Source organism: Microcoleus sp. CZ3-B2, assembly GCF_036705055.1.
Taxonomy (GTDB): domain Bacteria; phylum Cyanobacteriota; class Cyanobacteriia; order Cyanobacteriales; family Microcoleaceae; genus Microcoleus.
The window spans coordinates 39517-61978 of sequence record NZ_JAUBTN010000001.1 but is presented as its reverse complement, the minus strand read 5'-3'; the positions used below and the strand labels follow the sequence as shown (position 1 = coordinate 61978).

16 protein-coding genes are annotated in these 22462 nt (G+C 47.4%); 9 read left to right on the top strand and 7 right to left on the bottom strand.

Going from position 1 to position 22462, the window contains the following annotated elements:
• Positions 1 to 20: 20 nt before the first annotated feature.
• From QUA97_RS00285 to QUA97_RS00265, 5 genes are all read right to left on the bottom strand, one after another.
• Positions 21 to 1226: a primosomal protein N' (replication factor Y) - superfamily II helicase gene (locus tag QUA97_RS00285; protein ID WP_194065589.1), complete on the bottom strand. Its 1206-nt coding sequence runs from the start codon at positions 1224 to 1226 to the stop codon at positions 21 to 23.
• Positions 1227 to 1312: 86 nt separating this feature from the next.
• A complete protein-coding gene (locus QUA97_RS00280; protein WP_194065588.1) occupies positions 1313 to 2401 on the bottom strand; it encodes an SPFH domain-containing protein in 1089 nt (362 codons plus the stop codon).
• A gap of 20 nt (positions 2402 to 2421) precedes the next feature.
• Entirely contained in the window at positions 2422 to 2544 is a 123-nt protein-coding gene (locus tag QUA97_RS00275; RefSeq protein WP_255515772.1) for a hypothetical protein, read from the bottom strand.
• The gene (locus tag QUA97_RS00270; protein WP_194065706.1) at positions 2528 to 3277 is read right to left on the bottom strand and encodes a Uma2 family endonuclease; all 750 of its coding nucleotides are present in this window, start codon (positions 3275 to 3277) and stop codon (positions 2528 to 2530) included. Before QUA97_RS00270 ends, QUA97_RS00275 begins: the two co-directional genes overlap by 17 nt.
• 181 nt (positions 3278 to 3458) lie before the next feature.
• Complete coding sequence (locus QUA97_RS00265; protein ID WP_333191965.1) at positions 3459 to 3665, bottom strand: hypothetical protein; 207 nt, start codon at positions 3663 to 3665, stop codon at positions 3459 to 3461.
• 84 nt (positions 3666 to 3749) lie between these two features.
• On the opposite strand from QUA97_RS00265, the gene QUA97_RS00260 reads away from it, so the two are divergent.
• The 8 genes from QUA97_RS00260 to QUA97_RS00225 all read left to right on the top strand — a co-directional run bounded on the left by QUA97_RS00260 (position 3750) and on the right by QUA97_RS00225 (position 11470).
• Positions 3750 to 3917, top strand: a complete 168-nt coding sequence (locus QUA97_RS00260) for a hypothetical protein (RefSeq protein ID WP_194065586.1) — start codon at positions 3750 to 3752, stop codon at positions 3915 to 3917.
• A gap of 36 nt (positions 3918 to 3953) precedes the next feature.
• Positions 3954 to 6056: a molecular chaperone DnaK gene (dnaK, locus tag QUA97_RS00255; protein WP_194065585.1), complete on the top strand. Its 2103-nt coding sequence runs from the start codon at positions 3954 to 3956 to the stop codon at positions 6054 to 6056.
• 124 nt (positions 6057 to 6180) lie between these two features.
• Positions 6181 to 7242 carry a DnaJ C-terminal domain-containing protein gene (locus QUA97_RS00250; protein ID WP_194065584.1) on the top strand — a complete coding sequence of 354 codons (1062 nt, stop codon included), beginning with the start codon at positions 6181 to 6183 and terminating at the stop codon, positions 7240 to 7242.
• 493 nt (positions 7243 to 7735) lie between these two features.
• Positions 7736 to 10171 (top strand): dynamin family protein, encoded by a 2436-nt coding sequence (locus tag QUA97_RS00245; protein ID WP_333191960.1) that lies wholly within the window; start codon positions 7736 to 7738, stop codon positions 10169 to 10171.
• 38 nt (positions 10172 to 10209) lie between these two features.
• Positions 10210 to 10413: a hypothetical protein gene (locus QUA97_RS00240; protein WP_194065582.1), complete on the top strand. Its 204-nt coding sequence runs from the start codon at positions 10210 to 10212 to the stop codon at positions 10411 to 10413.
• Positions 10394 to 10759: a type II toxin-antitoxin system PemK/MazF family toxin gene (locus tag QUA97_RS00235; RefSeq protein ID WP_193972757.1), complete on the top strand. Its 366-nt coding sequence runs from the start codon at positions 10394 to 10396 to the stop codon at positions 10757 to 10759. Before QUA97_RS00240 ends, QUA97_RS00235 begins: the two co-directional genes overlap by 20 nt.
• 28 nt (positions 10760 to 10787) lie before the next feature.
• On the top strand, positions 10788 to 11228 hold the full coding sequence (locus QUA97_RS00230; protein WP_333191955.1) for a KGK domain-containing protein: 441 nt from the start codon (positions 10788 to 10790) through the stop codon (positions 11226 to 11228).
• Positions 11225 to 11470, top strand: a complete 246-nt coding sequence (locus QUA97_RS00225) for an HNH endonuclease (RefSeq protein ID WP_194011628.1) — start codon at positions 11225 to 11227, stop codon at positions 11468 to 11470. The genes QUA97_RS00230 and QUA97_RS00225 overlap by 4 nt, the downstream gene beginning before the upstream one ends.
• A 125-nt stretch (positions 11471 to 11595) precedes the next feature.
• Here QUA97_RS00225 and QUA97_RS00220 read toward each other — a convergent pair whose 3' ends face one another.
• Positions 11596 to 15474 (bottom strand): glycoside hydrolase family 2 protein, encoded by a 3879-nt coding sequence (locus QUA97_RS00220; protein WP_333191952.1) that lies wholly within the window; start codon positions 15472 to 15474, stop codon positions 11596 to 11598.
• A 535-nt stretch (positions 15475 to 16009) separates the two neighbouring features.
• Here QUA97_RS00220 and QUA97_RS00215 point away from each other — a divergent pair.
• Positions 16010 to 21523: a PAS domain S-box protein gene (locus QUA97_RS00215; protein WP_333191949.1), complete on the top strand. Its 5514-nt coding sequence runs from the start codon at positions 16010 to 16012 to the stop codon at positions 21521 to 21523.
• Positions 21524 to 21812: 289 nt separating this feature from the next.
• Here the strand turns inward: QUA97_RS00215 and QUA97_RS00210 are convergent, their stop codons facing one another.
• Positions 21813 to 22352: a GIY-YIG nuclease family protein gene (locus QUA97_RS00210; protein WP_194013121.1), complete on the bottom strand. Its 540-nt coding sequence runs from the start codon at positions 22350 to 22352 to the stop codon at positions 21813 to 21815.
• Between the last annotated feature and the right edge of the window lie 110 nt (positions 22353 to 22462).

Genomic DNA, 22462 nt, shown 5'->3' with positions numbered 1-22462 from the left:
CTAGGCCGCGCCACCACAACTCAAAAACCGGGTTTTTCCGACAATCTTGCGCGATCGCCCACAAAGGAAGTTGGTTGGGATTCGGGATCGGGTAGGCCGGGAATAGGGAGATATCTCCAATTACCACTAAACAATAGGTACATCGCACCTGCAAACACGATACCGCTAACAACAGCAGCAGTAATCTTCCAAACACTGTAGGGACGTTCGCCTTGAACTTCGGCGGTGCGAGCATTAACTATTACTTGATATTGCTTGTTTTGATAGCGATAGGCACACATCCACACTGGTAGCAAAATATGCTTAAAAGTGATAGCATTGTAATCTGTAGAAATGCTGTGAACCCGCTGCTCGTCGCCGCCGATATGTCTACAAACATCCCAGTGAATAGCACCCGCCATGATATTTTTAGCAGAGTCAAATCCTAGAGGGAGAGAAACTTGCGATCGCTGTGCTTCAAACCCAGCTAAATAAGATGAATTGTAAGGGCGCAATGACTCCTTGAGATGCCAAGGTTCTAGTGCATCCAGACGCGGGCGATCGACTGAAGTTGTCGCCGGAATCAGAATATCGTCAAAAGTGCGATCGACTCTGCCAGAAGCAGGCCACCACCTGGTATGTTGGACTTGGCGAGTTTTAGTTTCAGTTTCACCGTTAGCATTTGTTTCTGTATAACTCTCAGTTATGTAGTAGTGTTCTCCGCGATCGCCCTTATAGTAACTCACCGTATAACAGTCGTAAGTCCAAAACGGCAAATAAACCCCTTGAATTTTCTCCGGTTGCGCCAGAGATTTCAAAGCAGAAGGAGCAAACCAGCGCTTGCTGAGCCACTTCTGAATGCTTTCTCTGGCTTGTTTATCAGTAACTTCAAAGGGTATAATTCCCTCTGGTTGCACCCTAGGGCTGGCTTTTACAGGTTGCGTCACAATTGGAGAAGCACAAAACGGGCATCTACCCGCTACTTTCGGCGGTTCAAAAGTAATACTTGCTCCGCAATCATTACATTTTACTTCCAGGGCTGTTGTGGATAAAGTTGTCAGCGCCGTGCGATCGATTTTTAGATATTGTTCGTAGGAATTTTCCTTTACTTCTTCCGCAGTTTGGGGAATTGCATCTTCCCAGCCGCAGTAACCGCACTTGAGTTTTCCTGCTTGGGGGTTGAACTCTAAATAAGCGCCGCAGCTAGGACAGGGAAAACGTTTAACAGCAGGTTCAGAAGTATTCATAATAGTTTATTGGTGATGTAATTGGTAATTGGTAATCGGGAAAGTATTCTAATTACCAATTACCAATTAACTAAAAATGCAAAATTTTAGGCTGCTGCGGTTGGGGGAGGCGGCGGTACTGTCGCCAACAAAGATGCTAATTCCGGTACTTGCGATGCTAATTTCCAGCCATCAAAACCCGCCCGCCAAACCATTACCTGATGTGTCAAACCATTTTGCAAAAGTTGCTCCAATCCAAAAGGGCCTAATTGTTGACCGTTTTGGGCAATATACCACTGAGTTTGTGTTGGTGGGGGGGGCGGCGGCGGTGTTTGCGATGCTGGCGGCTGCATCATATTTGTCATTTGCTGACCCATTGCCATTCCCATGCCTAATTCTAATGCTTGATTGCCGCCGCTGGGGTTATTTGCTGATGCTTCTATAGCATTAGCAGCTTGATATTGGGTATATTGCTGCATATTTCCCAGAAGTCCGATCGAGGCTCGTTTGTCGAGTGCTGCTTCCACTTCCGGCGGCATCGAGATATTTTCAATTAATATCTGAGTTAATTCTAACCCGAACTGCTGGATATTTGGCTGTAGGGCAATGCGTATTTGTTCGCCCATTTGCGTGTAGTTGGCTGCAAAGTCCAGCAAGGGAACGCGGGAATTGCCAACCCAATTGGCAAAGGCGCTGACTATTGTATTGCGGAGTTGTTCGCTAATTTCATCTACTTGAAATAGTCCGTCTGTGCTGATTAATTGTTTTAAAAGTTGTTCGGGATGGGAAACTTTAATGTTGTAGGTTCCAAAAGCCCGCATTCGCACTGGGCCGAGTTCTGGATCGCGGATAATTACAGGGTTAGCGGTTCCCCATTTCAGGTTGGTAAATATCTTGGTGTTAAAAAAGTAAACTTCTGCTTTGAAGGGAGAGTTGAAACCGTAGGGCCAACCTTTTAAGGTGCTCAGAACGGGTAAGTTGCGGGTGTACAGTTCGTGCATTCCAGGATCGAAGACATCGGCAACTTGGCCTTCGCTGACAAAGACTGCTATTTGTCCTGGTCGTACAGTTAGTTTAGCACCTTGTTTAATTTCGTTTTGGTGGCGCTCGAATCGATAGGCAATGGTATCGTTGGTGTTGTCTAACCATTGGATGATATCGATAAATTCGCCGCGAATTTTGTCAAAGAGTCCCATATATTTGTTTTGAGCTTTTGTTAAATTTTAACTTCAATAGGAGCGATCGCTGTTCCCGATCGCCATTGTAAAGTTTTTAGGTGCGATCGCCGCGCTCTGATGGGGGCGATCGCCCTTGCAGACAATTCACAATTCCGGTTCAATTCCAGCCGATCGCAGTTGAGCGCGTAATTGCTCTAATTCTTGTTCGGCGCGATCGGCTCTTTCAGAACCCGATAACAACAGATTACCTTGACTGTCCCACCAGCGAAGCCAAGGTAACTCAGCATTTTGATACATTCCTTGCCAAATTCCCAATTCCACCCCTAACGGTGCGATCGGATAATGGCCGCGATCGTTTGCCTGGACTAAATGATAGCTATTATCTACTAAATGGTAAACTTCAACACTCGCCTTAGTCACTTCATAAATTCCGTAAAATGCCGGACGGATCACATTTTCATAAATCCAGAATTTACCCGGCTTAGTTTCCTGTTTTCCCGATCGCAATAAAGGCGTTCTGTCCCGTTCTTCGGCACCATTGCCAGATACAAATTCTAACACAATTAACGGCGCTACAAATTCTTGCCACATCACGTAAGAACGGCGCAATTGACCGTCAATAGTTGGCGGCACATTGGGGACATAAAACCAGTCTGGCGCTTCTGCACCTTTTTCTAATGGGTCAGTCAATCGCCAATAAATGCCGCTGTCTTGACCGATGCAATAGTTCCCGTCAGCGTGAATTCTTTCTAAAACGGGAGTAATTGAATCGGTTAGTAAGATGCTTTGGGGATGTTCTTGAAAGTTTTTCACAAAAGTACCGTCAGATTCCGGTAGTTGAGTATGGTCTGGCCAGCCTGTGGGATTGTTTTCTACATCTAGGGAGAATTTCATGGTGTTATTTTGATTGCAGTCATTGTTGAAAGCGAGCTTTTGATTTTGATTGTAGGCGATCGATTTCATAGTTTCATTTCATAGTTTCATAGTTGTTGTAAGGTGCGCCACAAGCACCCTACCGAAATATAAATCATAGCAATTCCTCCCGTTCCTCAAATTCCCCTTGTTCTCCCCGCACTCAAGGTTCATCCTGAAAGCAACCGAAAGTTCTCTCAAAAAAACCGGGGGGCCAGCCTAAATCTTCCGGGGTTTTAGCCTCAGTTGCTGGTGTTATGGGCTGGAAAACTACAATAACTTCCAACTCTGTATCTTTGATACCAACGGGGATTTGCAAATGCAGCATTCCGTCGGAACCAACGCGCGATCGCACTTTAATACTTTGCATAATTAATAATTAACCCGTTAAATTTACTTTTTATTCTAGTTTAAAGAGCCTGGGTTGGGCCCTTGAAACCCAACCCAACACATAATGCTGATTCGACAAAGCTGCCGGAGAGCGCCAACCCAACCTACACCCACCTGCAACCCGCCGCGCCCCCGTCTCATCGCAGCCTCAGCCACGAGTGAGAGAACCGCCCGCAGCCCCGTGGCTCGACAAGGTACAATAAATGCGATCGTACTTAACGCTTATATTTAAAAAGCTACACACAACGCCACAGGAGACAACGGACGTATGGGAAAAGTAGTTGGCATTGACCTCGGAACGACAAACTCAGTAGTAGCCGTCATGGAAGGCGGCAAACCGGTTGTGATTGCCAACGCAGAAGGGATGCGGACAACTCCTTCGGTGGTTGCTTTCACAAAAGAAGGAGAACGCCTTGTCGGACAGATGGCCAGACGCCAAACTGTTCTCAACCCGCAAAACACCTTTTACGCTGTCAAACGGTACATCGGACGCAAATATACCGAACTGACTCCAGAAGCAAAGCGCGTCCCTTACACAACTCGCCGCGACGACAACGGAAACATCAAAATCAAATGCCCTCGCCTGAAAAAAGATTTTGCCCCAGAGGAAATTGCGGCGATGGTGTTGCGGAAGTTAGCCGACGAAGCCAGCCGCTATCTCGGACAAGAAGTCACGGGGGCTGTAATCACTGTTCCCGCTTATTTCAACGACTCCCAGCGACAGGCGACGCGGGATGCTGGCAGAATTGCCGGACTTGATGTCAAGCGGATTTTAAATGAACCGACGGCGGCTTCTTTGGCCTACGGTTTGGAAAGAAGAGAAAGTCAAACAATCTTAGTTTTTGATTTGGGCGGCGGTACTTTTGATGTATCTATCTTAGACGTGGGAGACGGAGTATTTGAAGTCAAAGCAACTAGCGGCGATACTCAATTGGGCGGCAATGATTTTGACTCCAAAATTGTTGATTGGTTGGCACAACAATTTTTAGAAAAAGAAGGCGTGGATTTGCGAAAAAACCGCCAAGCTTTGCAGCGGTTGATCGAAGCGGCAGAAAAAGCTAAGATTGAGCTTTCGGGAGTCGGGATTACCGAGATTAATTTGCCGTTTATCGATGCGAATGAAGATGGGCCTTTGCATTTGGAAACGCGACTGACTCGCGGTCAATTTGAAGGGCTGTGCAGCGATTTGGTGCAGCGGCTGCGCCGTCCGGTGAAACAAGCTTTGGCTGATGCAAATTTGAATCCTTCTCGGATTGATGAAATTGTGTTGGTCGGCGGTTCGACTCGGATTCCTTTGGTGCAGGAAATTGTTCGCAGTTTGATCGATCGCGAACCGAATCAAAATGTGAATCCCGATGAGGTTGTGGCGGTGGGTGCGGCAATTCAGGCGGGAATTTTGGCGGGGGATGTCCGCGATGTGCTGCTGTTGGATGTGACTCCGCTTTCCCTGGGCTTGGAAACTATCGGCGGGGTGATGAAAAAACTGATTCCTCGGAATACTACTATTCCTGTTAGGCGATCGGACGTTTTTTCCACTGCCGAAAATAACCAAACTGTGGTAGAAGTTCACATCATCCAAGGGGAACGGGAATTAGGTAGAGATAATAAGTCTTTGGGACGGTTCAAACTCAGTGGAATTCCGCCGGCACCGCGAGGGATTCCGCAGGTACAAGTAGCTTTTGATATTGATGCTAACGGGATGCTGTTGGTGACTGCTTTGGACAAAACTACCGGCAGGGAACAAAGCATTACTGTCCAAGGTGCTTCGACGCTGAGTCAGCAGGAAGTGAATCAAATGATTCGCGATGCGGAACAGTTTGCTCAAGCTGATAAATTGCAGCGGGAAAAAGTCGAAAAACGCAATCGTGCTGAAGCTTTGGCTTATCAAGCTGAGCGGCAGTTGCGAGAGGTGGCGCTCGATCGCGGAATGCAGTTTGCTCAAAGAAGCCGCCAGCGAATTGAAACCTTAATTCGGGAGTTGCGAGACAGTTTGGAACGCAACGACGAGCGGGGAGTTGACCAAGTTGGTTCGGATTTGCAAGATGCTCTTTACGATTTGAACCGCGAAGTTTCAGCTTTTGCTGATGATGACGATGATGATGATTTCTTTGAGTCTGTGAAGCGCACTTTTACGGGCGACGGTACTAAGCGCCGCAGCGATGACAGCAGCTATTATACCAATGCTAAGCCGTACAGGCGATCGACTGTCGATCCAATTCCCGATCGCTCCTACGATCGCTCCTACGATCGCACACCCGATCGCGATCGTTCATACGATCGTCAGGGCGATCGTAGAACCAGCACCAATCGCCCCACTCGCCCCTATCAAAATCAAAGCGACGACTGGGATGATGATGACGATTGGCTGTAATTAGTGGTTAGTCATTAGTCCCCAGTCATTAGTCCCTAGTTTGAAGCGGGGAAGCAGGATGACTAATGACTAATGACTAATAATTAATAACTAATGACTAATAACTAATGACTGATGACTAACTATGCAAAACTTTCGTAATTACTATCAAATACTCGGAGTTCCCAGAGACGCTACGGCTGATGAGATCAAAAAAGCCTATCGCCGACTGGCGAGACAGTTACACCCAGACGTGAATCCGGGTGACAAATTTGCTGAAGATAACTTTAAGGATATTAATGAAGCTTACGATATTCTTTCCGACATCGAAAAACGAGCTCAATACGACCAGTTTAGTAAATTCTGGAAACAAAAAGGATTTCAAGGGAAACAAGGCGTAAAACTTCCCAACTTCAAAACTTGGGGAAATAACAAAGCTAGCCGCCCAAAACCAGCCGAAGATATCGATTTTAGCGATTACTCGGATTTTAATAAATTTCTCGATCAAGTGCTAGGAAGGCGACGGGAAGTGAGGATGGCGACGGCGAATGATGCACCGCGAGTTCCCGCCTCGGAACCTTGGAGTACGGCTTCTAAGAAAACAAGTTATGTTGCTAATTATCGGGAAGATAGAAGGGATTTTGACGATCGCGAAATGCGACGCGAAACTAGAGAAATAGACGATCGCGAAATCAGAAGAGACATCGAGGCCAGGCTGACTCTGCCTTTGGAAAGAGCTTATTCCGGCGGTACCGAGCGCATTCGTTTGGATGACGGGCGGTGGATCGAGGTAAATATGCCTGCAGCGATGGTATCGGGCCAGCAAATTCGCCTGCGAAATCAAGGTATTGGCGGCGGCGATTTGTACTTGAAAATCACAGTTTCTCCCCATCCATTTTTTAGCTTAGAAATGTCGGATATTTGCTGCCAATTGCTGCTGACACCCTGCGAAGCGGTGCTTGGTGGAGATGTGGAAGTGCCGACGCTGGATGGCCCGGTGAAGATGAAACTACCGCCGGGAGTCACCTCTGGAAAGCGGTTGCGGATGGCAAATAAAGGCTATCCGACTGGAAATGGCGATCGGGGCGATCAGCTAGTAGAAATTCAGGTGTTAATTCCCAAGGAAATTAGTGAAGAAGAACGGGAATTATACGAAAAATTGCGGCAGATTGAAACTTTTAAACCGCGTCAAGATTTGTCGGTTTAACTCTGTAGTGCGCGCAATGCGTACCTTAAAAATGACAATGGCTCGTTACCAGGAAGAGCCTGGTAATGCTTCTGGGGCGAGGAAGAGCCTCTGTTGACCTCGCTGCTTAGGCAAACAGAGGAGTGTGCGAGATGTTTAATTTATTTAATTTTCGTTCCTTATACCATTTTTCTAAAAATGTGCTATGGATGAAGTCTTAGCCCCCCCGAACTCGCGGGGGGGGTAATATCTAGCGCTACTTTATCAAATTGGTATTACTACTAATTCTATTGAGCAATCCTCGATAACCTAAGTAAAATTACTGTTGCAATTATTTCTGAATTAGCCGAAAATTAACAATAAGCAATCCTAGATCCACTCCGACCAAGAAACCGGAATTTTTACTCAATCTGTCGGCTCAAACTGAATATTTGACAAAAAAATCCGGCTTCTGAACCCGTGCGTCTAGGATTAACTAAAGTAATTTTTCGACAATCAGGAGAAGTCTGCCGCCATGACTCAAATGCCGCCCCAATGCAACAATCTGCAAGAGCAAGTTGAAACTTTACTGCAACTGCTGCGTCAAGAACCGTCTTTGCGACAACAAGATATTACGGCGGTACAAGCGTCTCTAAAAAAGGCAATTTCTCCTGAATTTGAAATTGTGTTTGCGGGCGCTTTTAGTGCAGGAAAATCGATGTTGATTAATGCTTTGTTGGAGCGAGAATTGCTCTACAGCGCTGAAGGACACGCAACGGGTACTGAGTGTTACATCGCCTATGCTGAATCTGCCGAGAAAGAGCGCGTTGTTCTCACTTTTTCGAGCGAAGTTGAGATTCGCCAGCAAGCCTATGCTCTTTGCGAACAGTTAAATTTAACTACTGAGATAGATATTAATATAACAGATGTAGTAAATATATTATCCCAGGGATGCAGGATAATTATCCAAAAGGAAGGCGGAGAAAATAAATCGGAACTAGCAAAAAAAGCGAAGGCTTTGACTCTGCTGTTAGAAGGTTTTGAAGCGAATCGCGAGCGCATCCAAGCTGTCGATAACGCTACTTATTCGATGGAACAGTTTAATTTTTCCAATCTCAAGGAAGCTGCTAGTTATGCGCGGCGCGGTAGCAACAGTGCTGTGCTGAAGCGAGTTGAATATTATTGTTACCATCCACTGCTGAAAGATGGGAATATTATTATTGATACGCCGGGAATTGATGCGCCTGTCAAACAGGATGCGGAATTGACCTACGATAAGATTGAAAGCCCTGATACTTCGGCGGTTGTTTGCGTGTTGAAGGCTGCGTCGTCTGGGGAAATGACCACGGAAGAGACGGAGTTGATGGAGAAAACGCGATCGAATCCGGGAATTCGCGATCGGCTGTTTTACATTTTCAACCGCATTGACGAAACTTGGTACAACACGCAACTGATCCAGCGCTTAGAAAATCTGATTAATTCCGACTTTCGCGACACTACCAGAGTCTATAAAACCAGCGGGTTGCTGGGATTTTACGGGAGTTTGATTAGAGGGACAACCGGGCGCGATCGCTTTGGTTTGGATACAATATTTGCCGAAAGTCGCGATCGGGTTGATGCAGACACGAATGCGGTTAATTACAGCGAAAACAGTGAAGAAACACCGCAATTTGTCAGCGAATTTAACCGCTACTGCGCCAATTCCGGCAAACTGTCTGCTAGCAAATTTCGGATTTCAGTTAACAGCTACGAAACGCCCAGTCAAAACTACGTGCGGATTCTTGCGGAACAAGGTCAACCGTTAATTCAGCAATTAATTCAAGATAGCGGCATCGAAGATTTTCGCACAGCCATCACCGATTATCTCACCAAAGAAAAGCGCCCACAACTGTTCAAGAATCTCGCTGACGATTTAGAAGATTTGTGCATTCAACTGCGGAAACAATACCAAACAATCCAGCGGAATTTGGACAGCCAGCCCCGCGAAATTGAAGCGATGAAAGCCCAAGAACTTTTGCGGCTAAATCAAGAATTGCAGCAAGTTGGACAGGAATTTCGGGAACATATCGCCAAAGAAATCAATGAAATGATTATGAACAAATGCGATATTTTTGACATTGATTTTCGACAACTGCAATCTCGGATGATCCGCCGCTTGGATGAATTGTTAGACGGATTTTCGGTTGAGGCGGCTTACGGACGCACTTTGATGACTCATCCCCGCAATGCTACAGCACCTTTAATTGCTGTTTTAGTGGAAGCGCTTTATTATTTAGCGAATCAGTTGGAAGATATTTTAGTAGAGGCTACTAAGTCACTGATTGATAATTATTTCCAGTATCTGAAAGACAGTGTTCGCAAGTCGGAATACTATCGATTGCTTTATCGGTTGTTGGGGAATGACGGGGGAATTGAACAGCAGTTAGAGGAGTTGTCGCAGCGGGTTTCTCATGCTTTGGTGAATGCAGCGGGCGTGGAGTGCGATCGCTACGTGCGAGAAAGTCCCCGTTTTTACGACGAAGGAACGTTTTCGATTTACCAATTCCGGGAAACATTGCAGCAAACATCCCAAGGTTTTGACTGCGAAAACATGGTAGACGCGCAACCAGCAATTCGGCAATTGTTGAGGCTAGATTTTGAGCCGAAAGTATCTAGAACTATTCGACAAACTTTCCGCCAAACTGTGAATCAAACGCTGAAAGAGCATTTGTTACCGATGGCGGAGAAGCAAGCTGATGATATTTTGCAGAAATACAGTCAAGCCCGCGATTATTTGGAACAAACTTTAGCACAGGAAGCTGAGGAGAAAATTGCCAAGAATCTGCGGCTGCAAGATGAGAATGAAGAGAAGATTCAAGAGTACGATCGGGCGGTTTCTGGGATTAATGATTGTTTGCGGGCGATGAAGTTGCACGAGCATTTGTTGCCTGTAATTGTAGAAAACAATAGCGTTGCAGTGGATCTTGAGTAATTGTGCTATAATAGCCACCAAAGAGCGACTTTAATTCTATGAACCTTCGCCAAAAACTTCTAACAATAATCGAGCAACTTCCAGATGATAAGTTGGCAATACTTCTCAACCTCGCGCTGTTTTTGACAAGAGGGAAAGAATCTGTTCAACCGATGCTTGAATCTCAAGCTTATCAAGATTGGCTGAGTGCGGAAAATGACATTTTTGACGAAATATTTGCCGATGAACTTACGGCGCGGTGATGTAGTGTTGGCTCAAGTGCCAATGCCTTCTAGTCAGCTAACACAGTTTAAACTGCGTCCGGCTGTGATAATTTCGGCAGATAATCTCAACCAAATTCTTGACGATGTGATGGTTGTACCTTGTACTTCTAAGACAACTCGCCCTTTGAGGGTGGCTCAATATTTGATAACAGGAGATGAAATTGCATTAGCTGGTATTAGAGTGGAGTCTGTAGTTAGATGCGAGTCCATTTTTACCCTAAATAAATCAATGATTACTCGCAAACTGGGTTCTCTTTCAACTGAGGCTATAAACCACGTTAATCGCTGTTTAATGGTAGCTTTGGAATTAGAAATAGTAGATTAAATAGGACTTACACGAGGGTGGCAAGAATATGGAAGATAAATTTGATTTTCACAACTGCGGTAATGAGGATGCTTTATCTTTCGGTAACGCAATGCTTAAAGTAGAAAAACTCAAGGAAACAGTAAATGAAGTTTTGCCTGAAAATGGGTTGGGACAGACACTCAATAAATTGTTAAGAGAACAGAACTTAAATATCGATATACCTTTTGACGCTCGCCAAAAGCGTCTGTCATCTGAGAACTGGTTTGGTGAAGGTATAGATTGTGAAATTCTCAGAGTGGGTGCTCAGGGCTGGAAGAAAGGAAAGATTAAGCTCAAACTCAATGTCACTATAGAATTTTGCCCAGACGAACCTGAAGTCGAAGAAACACCAGAAAACAACGAATCAGAAACTAGCAAACCAGAATCACCCCTCGATGATTTGCGCCGCCAACTACTAAACTCGGAAAATCAACCGCACAATTCATGACTAAAACCCCAAGAATCCCCATTCCACCCGAAGTCAGAAAATACGTATTTACTCGCAACAAATATCAGTGCCAAAGCTGCGGCCAAACCAAACTAGAAGCAGAACTGACGATCGATCATATCATCCCCCTAGGGCGCGGCGGCAGCAACGACATCAGCAACCTGCAAACCCTCTGCCGCCCCTGCAACCAAAGGAAAACCGACAAACTAGACCCGCGCTTCCGGCGACACTTTGATCTGTGATACAGCATTTTTCAGGTAAGTAGGTACTAGCAGAGATAGAGGACACGGCAGTGCCGTTTCCCTACTGCGATCAATTCTCTCTTCTCTTTCTCTGTGTCCTCTGCGCCCTCTGCGGTTAAAAAATCCTACCATCTATAATACCGATAAGGATCGTCCCCATTCTCAAAATCCGCCTTATAATCCCAGTGATAAAACTCCCGACTCGACCCGTTAAACACAGATCCATCCGCCTTAAAACTAGCCCCTAAATTAGCCAAAATCTGAGCATTTGCCCGAGTTTGCCGCCAGCGAGTAAAACGCAAATAAGTCTTATCATCCGCATTCAAACTGTCCGGGTCAATTTGAGAGAAAATCGCCACACCCTTACCAACTTGTACCCGACTTAACAAACCGTCACCACCGATTTCTCCCCCAGACTTAATCAACCAAGTATCATAAAAAGAGCGCGATCGCAAATCTGAACTGCTAAGCCCCTTCACCTCATCCCAACCCGGAACCGCCAGCGAACCACCGAAATCCTTCGCCTGCTGCAACCCCACGCCCAAACCCGCAACAGGCACTTGACGCGGCAAGAAAAACGCCTTCCCGCCAGCATTCAAATAACCGCGCAAGTCGGCATCTTTCATATTCGCTTCGGCCCCCACAATTGCCAAACCCACATCCTCAGAAAGCGCATTAGCCCGCTGATAAAATACCCCCAAACTGTCCAAGTTTTGGGCATCCTTGTCTCCCCCAATTAAAACAACTTTATCCGGCTTTCCAAGCACCGGAGAAGTCATCCCGTAACTCATAATTTGTTGCACTAACTGCGCCGCCCCACCATCTACAGAATAATGATCTTCCAAATCCAACTCGTTTAAAATCAACCGCCCTTTACCGTAATCCAATTCCATCAGCGGCGAATAAGCTAAATCAAACTCAGATTCCAAAATAGGCCGCCAACCGCTGCGGTGCGGCTTCTCAATAGCAGCGCTGCTGACACCGCCGCGATTTCCCCAATGCCAGCCGTACCAAGGCATACGTGCCGGACTAATTTTTACGCTTGTTTCCATCATATCTGGATAGGCTTCAAGCAGCGTGCTTTCCCCAGTCCAATCGCGCAAATCTTCACTGTCTAAACCGATAACAGCAGGATGGTTGCTATCAACTGGATAAGCGCGGCGGCTGACGTGGGGGGCAACCCGAAAACCCATGTTTTCCAGCCATTCTGGCCCTTGGGGAAATACAATTGCTTTGCCGCCATTGCGTACAAAATTTTCTAAACTTCCAGGCAATTTTTCCCCGCTAGAAAACGCTTCCCTACCGATAATTAGTAGGGGCAATCCCCCCGTGGTTGCCTCTGCATTACCGTTCCAGGGCACAAGCTGATGACCTAGCTGTTTTAACATTGCCGATGTTTTGCCGACTGGATCGAAAATTGCCACCTCATCTTTGATTTTGCTTCCATTGGTAAACACCCGGAAAGGGAATGTATCGGAATGCGGGCGATCGCCCACTCGCGCAGTCAAGCGAATTTCGCCGTCAGTCTTGCTGTAAACGGTATTTGGCAATTTTACATCAATTGGGAAGAATAGCGTGGCTGCTGGCTGAATAACTCCTTTCTTTTCGCCTTCTTTTACTTCGTTCCCTCCCACCAAAACCCGCCAATCAAATGCAAATTCTTGCGGTGTCCTGGTATCGTTAATTAACACTACTTGCTTGGCAAGTTTTCCGCCTACAAAAAAGTTGTGGTCTTTGGCAGTAAATACCGGATTAGCTCCAGCAATCCAAGCCAAAGTCGAGCTATTATTATTCATAATTGCCTCGCCGCCCGGATGAATAGTGTAAGCTTCTGGCTGCAAGTAATTCAAATAATTATTCGAGACTTGCTTCAAATAAACTCCTCGCTGCCCCGCTTGAAATGCCCCCATATCCACCTTATTTCTGCCAGCATCAGAAAGTTCCCAACCGTGTCCGTCATTCCAAGGAATCATCCCTCCAGACATTCCAAAAGTCCGCCAACTCCGCCAAGTATTTGTGCTGAATAACTCCTGCAACTTTTGAAAAGCTGGTGCAAAATCTAAATCCTTGTTAAAATGCCAGCTTTTATACTTTTGACCTTTGACAAATTGCTCGGGAATTTTAGCTTTATAAGCCGTACTTTCCAACTCATAAGCCTGGTTGCCCAAATAAATTGCCGCAAACTCAGTCATCCAAGGTTCGCTGAGAATGGCCTGACTAAAGCCTTGGCGGTTTCGCATCATGGTGACGTGCAACGGTGTCCCAAATTCCACTACCATGTAGGGCATTTCTCCGGTTTTGCTCCATTCGGAAATCCACTCTTCTCTCTCTTGCAGCGGAATCATATTTAAATAAGAATTCAGTGCATAAACATCGCCAAAGTTTGCTCCTTGGTGTACCATCACGGGTCTGGTAGGGTCGGCTGATTTAATAGCAGCTAAAGCATCATTGCCGAAGAGAGTCTTGATGGGCATGGGATCTCTGTCCCATTTCCTGAGAGTTCCTTCTATTTTGCTTTTTCCGATTTGGCGGGGATTTTGGTCTTCACTGTTGCCAAAATAATTAGGACTTGTTGCCCACATTAATACTGATGGATGATTGCGGTAACGGCGCATTTCTGTCACCATTCGCGCTTTCCAGCGGTCTCTAGACTGGGGATTTTTCCACTTGCCGTTCCAAGCGATCGGACTAATATCTAAGGCCGGCACCATAATTGGAAAACCTTTGAGGTCTGCTCTTTCTGATAACAGTTCTCGAAAGTGCCACCGACCCCGTTCGTCGTGATTCCAAGGCCAGGTTTCTGCTATGTTAAAACCTGCTTTCATGTAGCTTTCAATTAATTTGTCAGCAACTTCTACTATGCCGCTTTCCCAAGAACCGTCTGAGTGCAAGATTGGGCGGAGGCGAAACTCTGTGCCGTTGAAGAAAAATTTGCGCCCTTCTATCCAAAATTCGCGGAAGCCGAAAGGTTGGTTGTATTGGGTGTCGATGCCGCTGCCTTTTACTTCTAATTGCAGGGTGTAAAGGTTGGGTTTTTCTAGATCCCAAAGGCGGGGATTTTGCCAGTCCCACTGCACTTTTACTGTTTGAATTGGTTTGGCTTTGACGGTGGCGGTGCCTATAAATTTTTGTTCTACTTTGCCTTGTTCATCGAGCATTTGCGCGATTAGTTGAACTTGCCCATTTTGGGAAACATCTTTGAGTTCTATATCTAATTTAACTTGCTTTTTTCGGGTGGATGTTTGGACGAATACGTCGCTGACTAGCGGGCCTGGGGGAACGCTGAGGAGTCGCACTTCGCCGATGATTCCCCGCGATTGTAGCTTAGATTTTGTTGTATAAATTTCTGTGGGACTCATAATCACGGCTTTGTCTTTTTCTTCGGAGACTGCCGCGACTAAAATAGATAGGGTGTTGTCACCTGGTTTGACTGCTTTTGTAATCTCAACAGTACCGTAAGGCCATTCGATTTGACCGCAATTAATGCCGTTGACAAAGATTACTGCATCGGTGCTGACTCTGGCTAAGTCAATAAAAATTCGGCGGTTTTTCCAGTTGTCGGGAATGTTGGCTGTTTGTTGGTACCAAGCTTTTGATAGTTGTTCGCTGTTGAAGTTTTCCCAATCTTTGCCACTGCCGCGAGTGATGATTCCGGGTACGGATTGCTTGTTTTCTTTTTGCCAGTCTCCGGGCACCCAGATGGAGCCCCAGCTTGGGGATGTGGGGGGGGTTTGGGTGTTGCCAACTGCGGGGACAAATTGCCACTTTCCGTTGAGATAGATTTGGGATCGTTTGTTGTCGATCGCCCGAATGGCCGCGATGGTAAGATTGGGAAAGCCGATCGACGATATCGCACTGTTACTGACCGAATTGGCATTTTGAAGCGCGTAACCCATGAATCCGAAGACGGTGGCGACTGCGAAGAATAATCCGATAATTTTTGCCAGCTTGTGATTCACCTTAAGTTTCTCCCAGACATGGGTGGAGCGAATTTGTCCCTTCATTTATCATAAGCTGCAGCCTCCATAAATTGCTCGGTTCCGGCGACTGGAGAGTGGGAGAGTGGGAGAGGGGGAGAGGGGGAGAGTGGGAGAGGGGGAGAGTGGGAGAGTGGGAGAGTGGGAGAGTGGGAGAGGGAAGAGGGGGAGAGTGGGAGAGTGGAGAGTCGGAGAGGGGGAGAGTGGGAGAGTGGGAGAGGGGGAGAGTGGGAGAGGGAGAGGGGGAGAGTGGGAGAGGGAGAGTGGGAAAAAGATTCTATTTTGCTTCTGACTAATGACTAATGACTGATGACTGATGACTAATGACTGATGACTAATGACTGATGACTGATGACTAATGACTGATGACTGATGACTAATGACTGATGACTAATGACTGATGACTGATGACTGATGACTTCCGTAAATCTGTCTCTGGGAAGATGGCACGGCACGGACAAATCTGGTTTGGTATAGAAAAAACCCATAGTTAGTTTTAACAATCTTGTTTCACCCGCAGAAGAAATAGCGCGATCGCGCGATCGCCACAGGTCAACAAAAAATGAGTTGGTTTCAGGTCTTGCCCTTACCCATTAAATCCTACAGCCTTGCTACATTTAGCGCCGCCACGGCCTTACTGCTGACAACTCTGCTAGTCTTTGCATTCCAAGCAACTCCTGCAATATTACTTTTGGCCGCTGCAATGGTTAGCGCTTGGTATGTTGGCTTAAAGTCCTCTGAACAAGAACTTGAAATAGAACGCCAGATTATTTCAAAAGTAATTGACACGACAGCTTGCTTGATTGTAGTTCTTGACAGCCAAGGACGGATTGTCAGGTTCAACCAAGCTTGCGAAAAAGCCACAGGCTACTCAATAGCAGAAGTTGTGAATAAATACGTTTGGGATTTGTTTTTGATTGACGAAGAAATAGAACCCGTTCAAAGAGTTTTTAGCAAACTCAAATCCGAAAAATTTTACAGCGAATATCAGAATTATTGGCGGACTAAAAATGGCGAACGGCGCTTCATTTCTTGGTCTAATACAGTGATGGTTGATGGCGATGGTTTGGTAGAATATGTGGTAGCAACTGGCATCGATATTACCGATCGCAAAACAGCAGAAATAGCCCTAGCTTCATCCTACAGCCAGCTAGAAACCCGCGTCAAACAGCGGACGGCAGAACTGACAGTAGCTAAAGAAGCACTGCAAGCTCAAGAAGAACGATTTCGCTGTTTGAGTTCCTGTTCGCCGATGGGGATTTTCATGGCGGATTTCGAGGGGCGCTACACCTATGCAAACCCGCGCGCTCAGGCGATTTTTGGCTTGAGTTTGGCAGAACTTTTAGGAAACGGTTGGGAGAATTGCATTCACCCGGAAGACTGCGATCGCGTATTGAGCCGATGGCTGGATTATACTCGCAAAGGTGGGGAATATGCGATCGAATATCGCCTGCAAACAGCAGAGAAAATTGTCCGCTGGATTAACGTTTGTTCCTCGCCGATGTTCTCCGACTCCGGCGAACTCATCGGATACGTGGGCACGGTGCGAGATGTCACCGAAAGACAACAAGCGCAAGCAGCTTTGTCTAGCAGCGAACAGCAACTGAGAACGCTGCTAGAAAATACGCCAGATATGATTATCCGCACGGACAAAGAACTGCGCTATATTTATGTCAATCAAGCAGTTGCCAGAAGCCAAGGAAAACCCGTTTCATTCTTCCTCGGCAAAACCGTTCAAGACCTAGGAATGCCGCCAGAACAGTGCCAGATGTGGGACGAAACCCTGTACAAAGTGTTAGAAACAGGCAGAGAAGAAATCATCGAATTTAAGGCGCACTCAACCGACGGTGTCAGAAGTTATCAATATCGCGTAGTTCCAGAATTTAACAAAGAGGGCGCAGCAGAATCGGCATTAATTGTCGCCCGCGATATCACAGAACTAAAACTTGCAGAAACTCAAAGATTGCAGTTGAAAATCGAGCTAGCAGCCAGGGAAAAAGCGGAAAAAGAACAGCAGCGGTCGGCATTTTTAGCAGAAGCTAGCAAAATGCTGACTGCGGCGTTTGACGGGGAAACGGTGCTGCAAAATGTCGCAGAATTAGCAGTAAATTCGATCGCTGACGGGTGCTGCATTTATTTGACCGAAACCGGCTCAAAAGTTCGCCGCGCGGCTGTAGCTCACGCCCAAGCCTCTGCGGTTGATATTCTGAATAACTTTAAAATCCGCAGCCCGATCGCCTCTGATGCTGTGAACGGCTATCCGCTGGTAATTCGCACCGGAAAATCCGAATTAATTGTCGAAGTGGATGAACAGATTTTAGCAGCAGCAGCAGCCGAAGATACAGCAGAAATGGAAACATTGCGCTCGCTCAATATCGGCTCCCACGCTTGCGTACCGCTCTTAGCCCGCGGGCGGGTAATAGGTGCTATTACCTGCTTTACATCTAAATCTAGCAGTCGCTACAATTCCCAAGACATGGCAATGTTAGAAGATTTAGCATACCATGTCGCATTTGCCCTAGACAATGCCAGACTTTATGCAGAAGCGCAACAAGCCCTATCTCAAACAGCGCAATCGTTTGCCTTAATTGACTCGCTCCTAGAAGCATCTCCCTTGGCGATTTGCTTTGTCGATCGCGAAATGCGCTTCATCCGCATCAATCAAGTGTTAGCAGAACTCAACGGTTTGTCCGCCCTGCTGCATCTCGGTCAAGATTTTCGCCAATTGTTCCCAGAATCTGCGGGCAAATTTGCACCAATAATTCAGCAAGTTCTCGACTCCGGCGAATCGGTTTTAAACGTAGAAATTAGCGGCGAAAATCTTGGAAAACTCGGAGAGTTTGGCTATTTGCTAGCCAACTACTACCCAGTCAAAAATGAAAGGGGAGAAATCATCGGTGCCGGCATAATTCTCGCAGATATTACCGCAGCAAAACAAACCGAAATAGCTTTAACAGAAAGCGAAAAACGGTTCCGCAGCGTGGTAGAATCTAACATGATCGGCATCGGTTTCTGGGAGGCAGACGGCGAAATCACTGAAGCTAACGACGCCTTGCTGGAAATGATCGGATATACGAGGGAAGAGTTGGTTTCAGGACAGATCCGCTGGCTGGATATCACGCCTGCGGAATACGCAGAACTCGATCGCGCCGCTGTAGCGCAAGTCGCAGCATCAGGAAGTTGCGAGCCTTATGAAAAAGAATTCATCCGCAAAGACGGCTCGCGCTTCCCCGTTTTAGTCGGAGGCGGAAACTTGGAAGGATGCACAGACAAAGGATCGTTCTTCGTGCTCGATATCACCGATCGCAAACAAGCTCAAAACCAGCTCCGAGAAAACGAAATCCGCATTCGCCGCCAACTAGCAGAACTCGACTTAGTGTACAACACCACACCGGTCGGGATCTCCTTTGTCGATACCAATTTGCGCTACATCCGCATCAACAAATGCCTCGCTCTGATCAATGGCAGATCGATCGCCGATCACATCGGGCGCACCGTCAGAGAAGCGATTCCTGAAATCGCCGATATGGTAGAGCCGATATACCTGCAAGTGCTGGCGACGCAAAGCCCCGTGCTCGACTTGGAAATTAAGGCCGAAACGCTGCAACAGCCGGGAGTAGTGCGGGATTGGCTAGTCAGCTTTTATCCTGTCAGCGACGAATCGGGAACGCTGTTGGGAGTCAGCAGCGCGATCGCCGAAATCACCGATCGCAACCAAGCAAAACGGGTAATCCAGCAAAGCGAAGCTTTATTCCGGCGACTGTTAGATTCCAATATTTTCGGAGTCGCGATCGGAGATTTTAGCGGCCGCATCGCCTACGCCAACGACTCGCTGCTGAACATGGTGGGCTACACCCGATCGGACGTGCTCTCAGGTCAAATGCGGTGGGACAGGATGACCCCCCCCGAATACCTGCACCTCGACGCCAAGGCGGCCCAAGAACTGCGGGCTTCGGGAGTCGCAACTCCTTTTAAGAAAGAGTACATCCGCAAAGATGGCAGCCGCGTGCCGATGTTGATGGGCGGGACGATTTTGTGCCCGGAGAACCCGGAAGCACAGACGATCGTCGCATTTTACATCGACTTGACCGAAACATCCAGGGTGGAAGCAGAACTCAAAAACAATCAAGAACGGCTGCAAATCGCTCAACAAGCAGGCAAAATCGGAACTTTTGAATGGAACGTCCAAACCGACGAACTCGCGTCTACGCCGGAATTAGAGGCTTTGTATGGACTGCCGGCCGGCGGTTTCGACAGCAGCTATCAGAATTTGCTGGCAATGGTGCATCCAGACGATCGCGCTTTCACTCAACAGCAGTTGCAGGCCGCGGCGGCATCCGGGGAGGAATTAAACATTGAGTTCCGCATTTGCCGTCCCGACAGCAGCATCGGCTGGATTGCTTGCAGGGCTAAGGTGTTTCAGGACGAGAGCGGTTTGTCCCAGCGGGCGATCGGGGTCAACGTCGATATCACCGATCGCAAACAAGCAGAAGCAGCCCGATCGCAAACCAACCAAACTTTGGAAGCCTTGATCCAAGCTTGTCCCCTAGGAATTACCGTTGTTAGCGCCGACGACGGCATTGTGAAAATGTGGAACCCAGCAGCCGAGAGGATTTTTGGCTGGTCAGAATCAGAGGCGAAAAATCAATTTTCGCCCTCCATTTCCCCAGACAAGCAGGAGGAATTCACGGCAAAATTGCAAAAAATTAGTCAAGGAAAGGCGATCGCGGGGATGGAAACCCAGCGCCAACGGAAAGACGGCACCACGATCGACATCAGTTTGTGGGCAACTCCAGTCCGCGACGCTCAAGGCAATATAAATTGTATGTCGATCGTCGCCGACATCAGCGATCGCAAGCAAGTAGAGGCAGAACTCGCTCAGTTGCTCGATCGCGAACAAGCCGCGCGCGCCGAAGCAGAAGACATCAACCGCCTGAAAGACGAGTTTCTCGCCACGCTTTCCCACGAACTCCGCACGCCTTTAAATGTGATTCTGGGCTGGGCGCAGAGGCTGCGCGGCCTCCCCTACACGGAAGATGATTTAGCTAGCGGTTTGGAAGCGATCGAGCGCCAGTCAAGGGTACAGGCGCAGCTAGTCGAAGATTTGCTCGACGTTTCCCGGATTATTCAAGGCAAGCTAGCTATCAAACCAGGCTGGTTCGTCATGGCAAACGCGATCGAAATTGCTCTGAGTTCAGTCATGTTCGCCGCCCAGGCTAAGTCTGTGACTGTTTCCTCGGAATTAGACCCTACAGTCAAATTGATGTGGGGCGACGCGCAGAGGTTGCAGCAGGTAGTCTCGAATTTGCTGACAAACGCCGTCAAGTTTACGCCAACGGGCGGAACTGTGAAACTGCGTTTGTCTGCGGTAGCTGCGGCTGATTCCCCATCACCTAATTACCTGCAAATTACTGTCAGCGATACCGGCAAAGGCATTTCAGCAGAGTTTCTGCCCTACGTGTTCGATCGCTTCCGACAAGCAGACGGGTCGATTACAAGGGCTGATAGCGGTTTGGGACTGGGATTGGCGATCGTGCGGCACTTGGTGGAACTCCACGGCGGCACTGTACGCGCCGAAAGTCCGGGTAAAGACCAGGGTGCGACATTCACCGTCATGCTGCCCCTCAAACAGCGGATCGGCAAGCAGCGGCAGTTGAGAGAGGAAAAGAAACTCCCTCAAATCCGTCGGGGTATGTTAGCCGGTTTAAAGGTGTTGGTTGTTGACGACGAACCCGACAACCGGGAGTTTTTGATTGTGGCCTTGGAACAGTGCGGGGCGACGGCGACAGCGGCGGCTTCAGCCCAAGAGGCGATCGAGCTTTTGCAGCAGTCGCCGCCCGATATTCTAGTCAGCGACATCGGGATGCCCGTTGAGGACGGCTACTCGCTGATCCGCAAAGTGCGATCGTCCGAATCTGACAAAATCAAGCGCTTGCCGGCGGTTGCGCTGACAGCCTATGCTAGCGAACAAGACCGCGCCAGGGCGATCGACGCCGGTTACGACGAACATTTAGCAAAGCCGATCGATCCGGCTCGATTCGCCTCAGTTTTAGCCAAATTAAACGTGCGAAAGTAGTGCAGGTTCGTAGACAGGACTTGAGTCCGCAGCTTTTTACGGACTCAATTCCGCACTGCGAACGAACCGTTTTTGTTACGTTTTACGGAATCATATCAAATCGGTTAGCATCGGAATAGTAAATTAACTGTGGACTGTTGACTGTGGACTGTTAACTGTTGACTGTTAACTGTTAACTGTTAACATCATGTATGAATGCAACCGTAATTGATATCAATTCCTCACTACGAACCTTTTTTGTTGCGATCGTAGACAGAACATGACAACGTACCCAAAATCAGCAACGCCCTTATTTTAAATCCAACAATCCGCTAGTTTTCAACTTGGGATTAAACCGGATTTCTTCAGTTACACCGCGAGCTTTGAGCAGCGATAAAATTTCATTTTCCACCCGGCGCGCTACATTTTTTAACAATTTATCTTTGGCAAGTTCATCAGCAACAATACCTTCATAATTTGCCACTTCCTGGGCTGTCATCACGGTTTTGGTGTCGATGGGATCGTTCCACTTGGCTGCACCGGCACCGTTACCCTCCGGCTGCGAGCCGTTTTCAGCAATCCAACTCGATCGGATGTTTTCGAGTATAGTGCGGTTTGGTCGATCGATAATTTGGACTTTCAGCCAGTAGCAATATTCGGTTTGGCGTACCAAATGCTGTTTCAGGCTGAGGTAAGTATCGCGAGAATAGCCGACAAATTGCAGAATTTTATCGCTGTCAAAAATCGCATAAACGCCAATTTTTCCCTGGACAAAATCGGGTAATTTTCCCTCGGAGTCAATGTAGGGAATGAATTCTAAGCTAGCGAGAGGCTGAATGTCTTCTGTCATTTCTGGTTAATTAAGGAAGAGGGAAGAAGGCAGGAGACAGGAGGCAGAATTAATAAAAGCTGATATGGCAGCAATTAACAACGTCCTCACCGTCGGGCGCGGTTGCGATA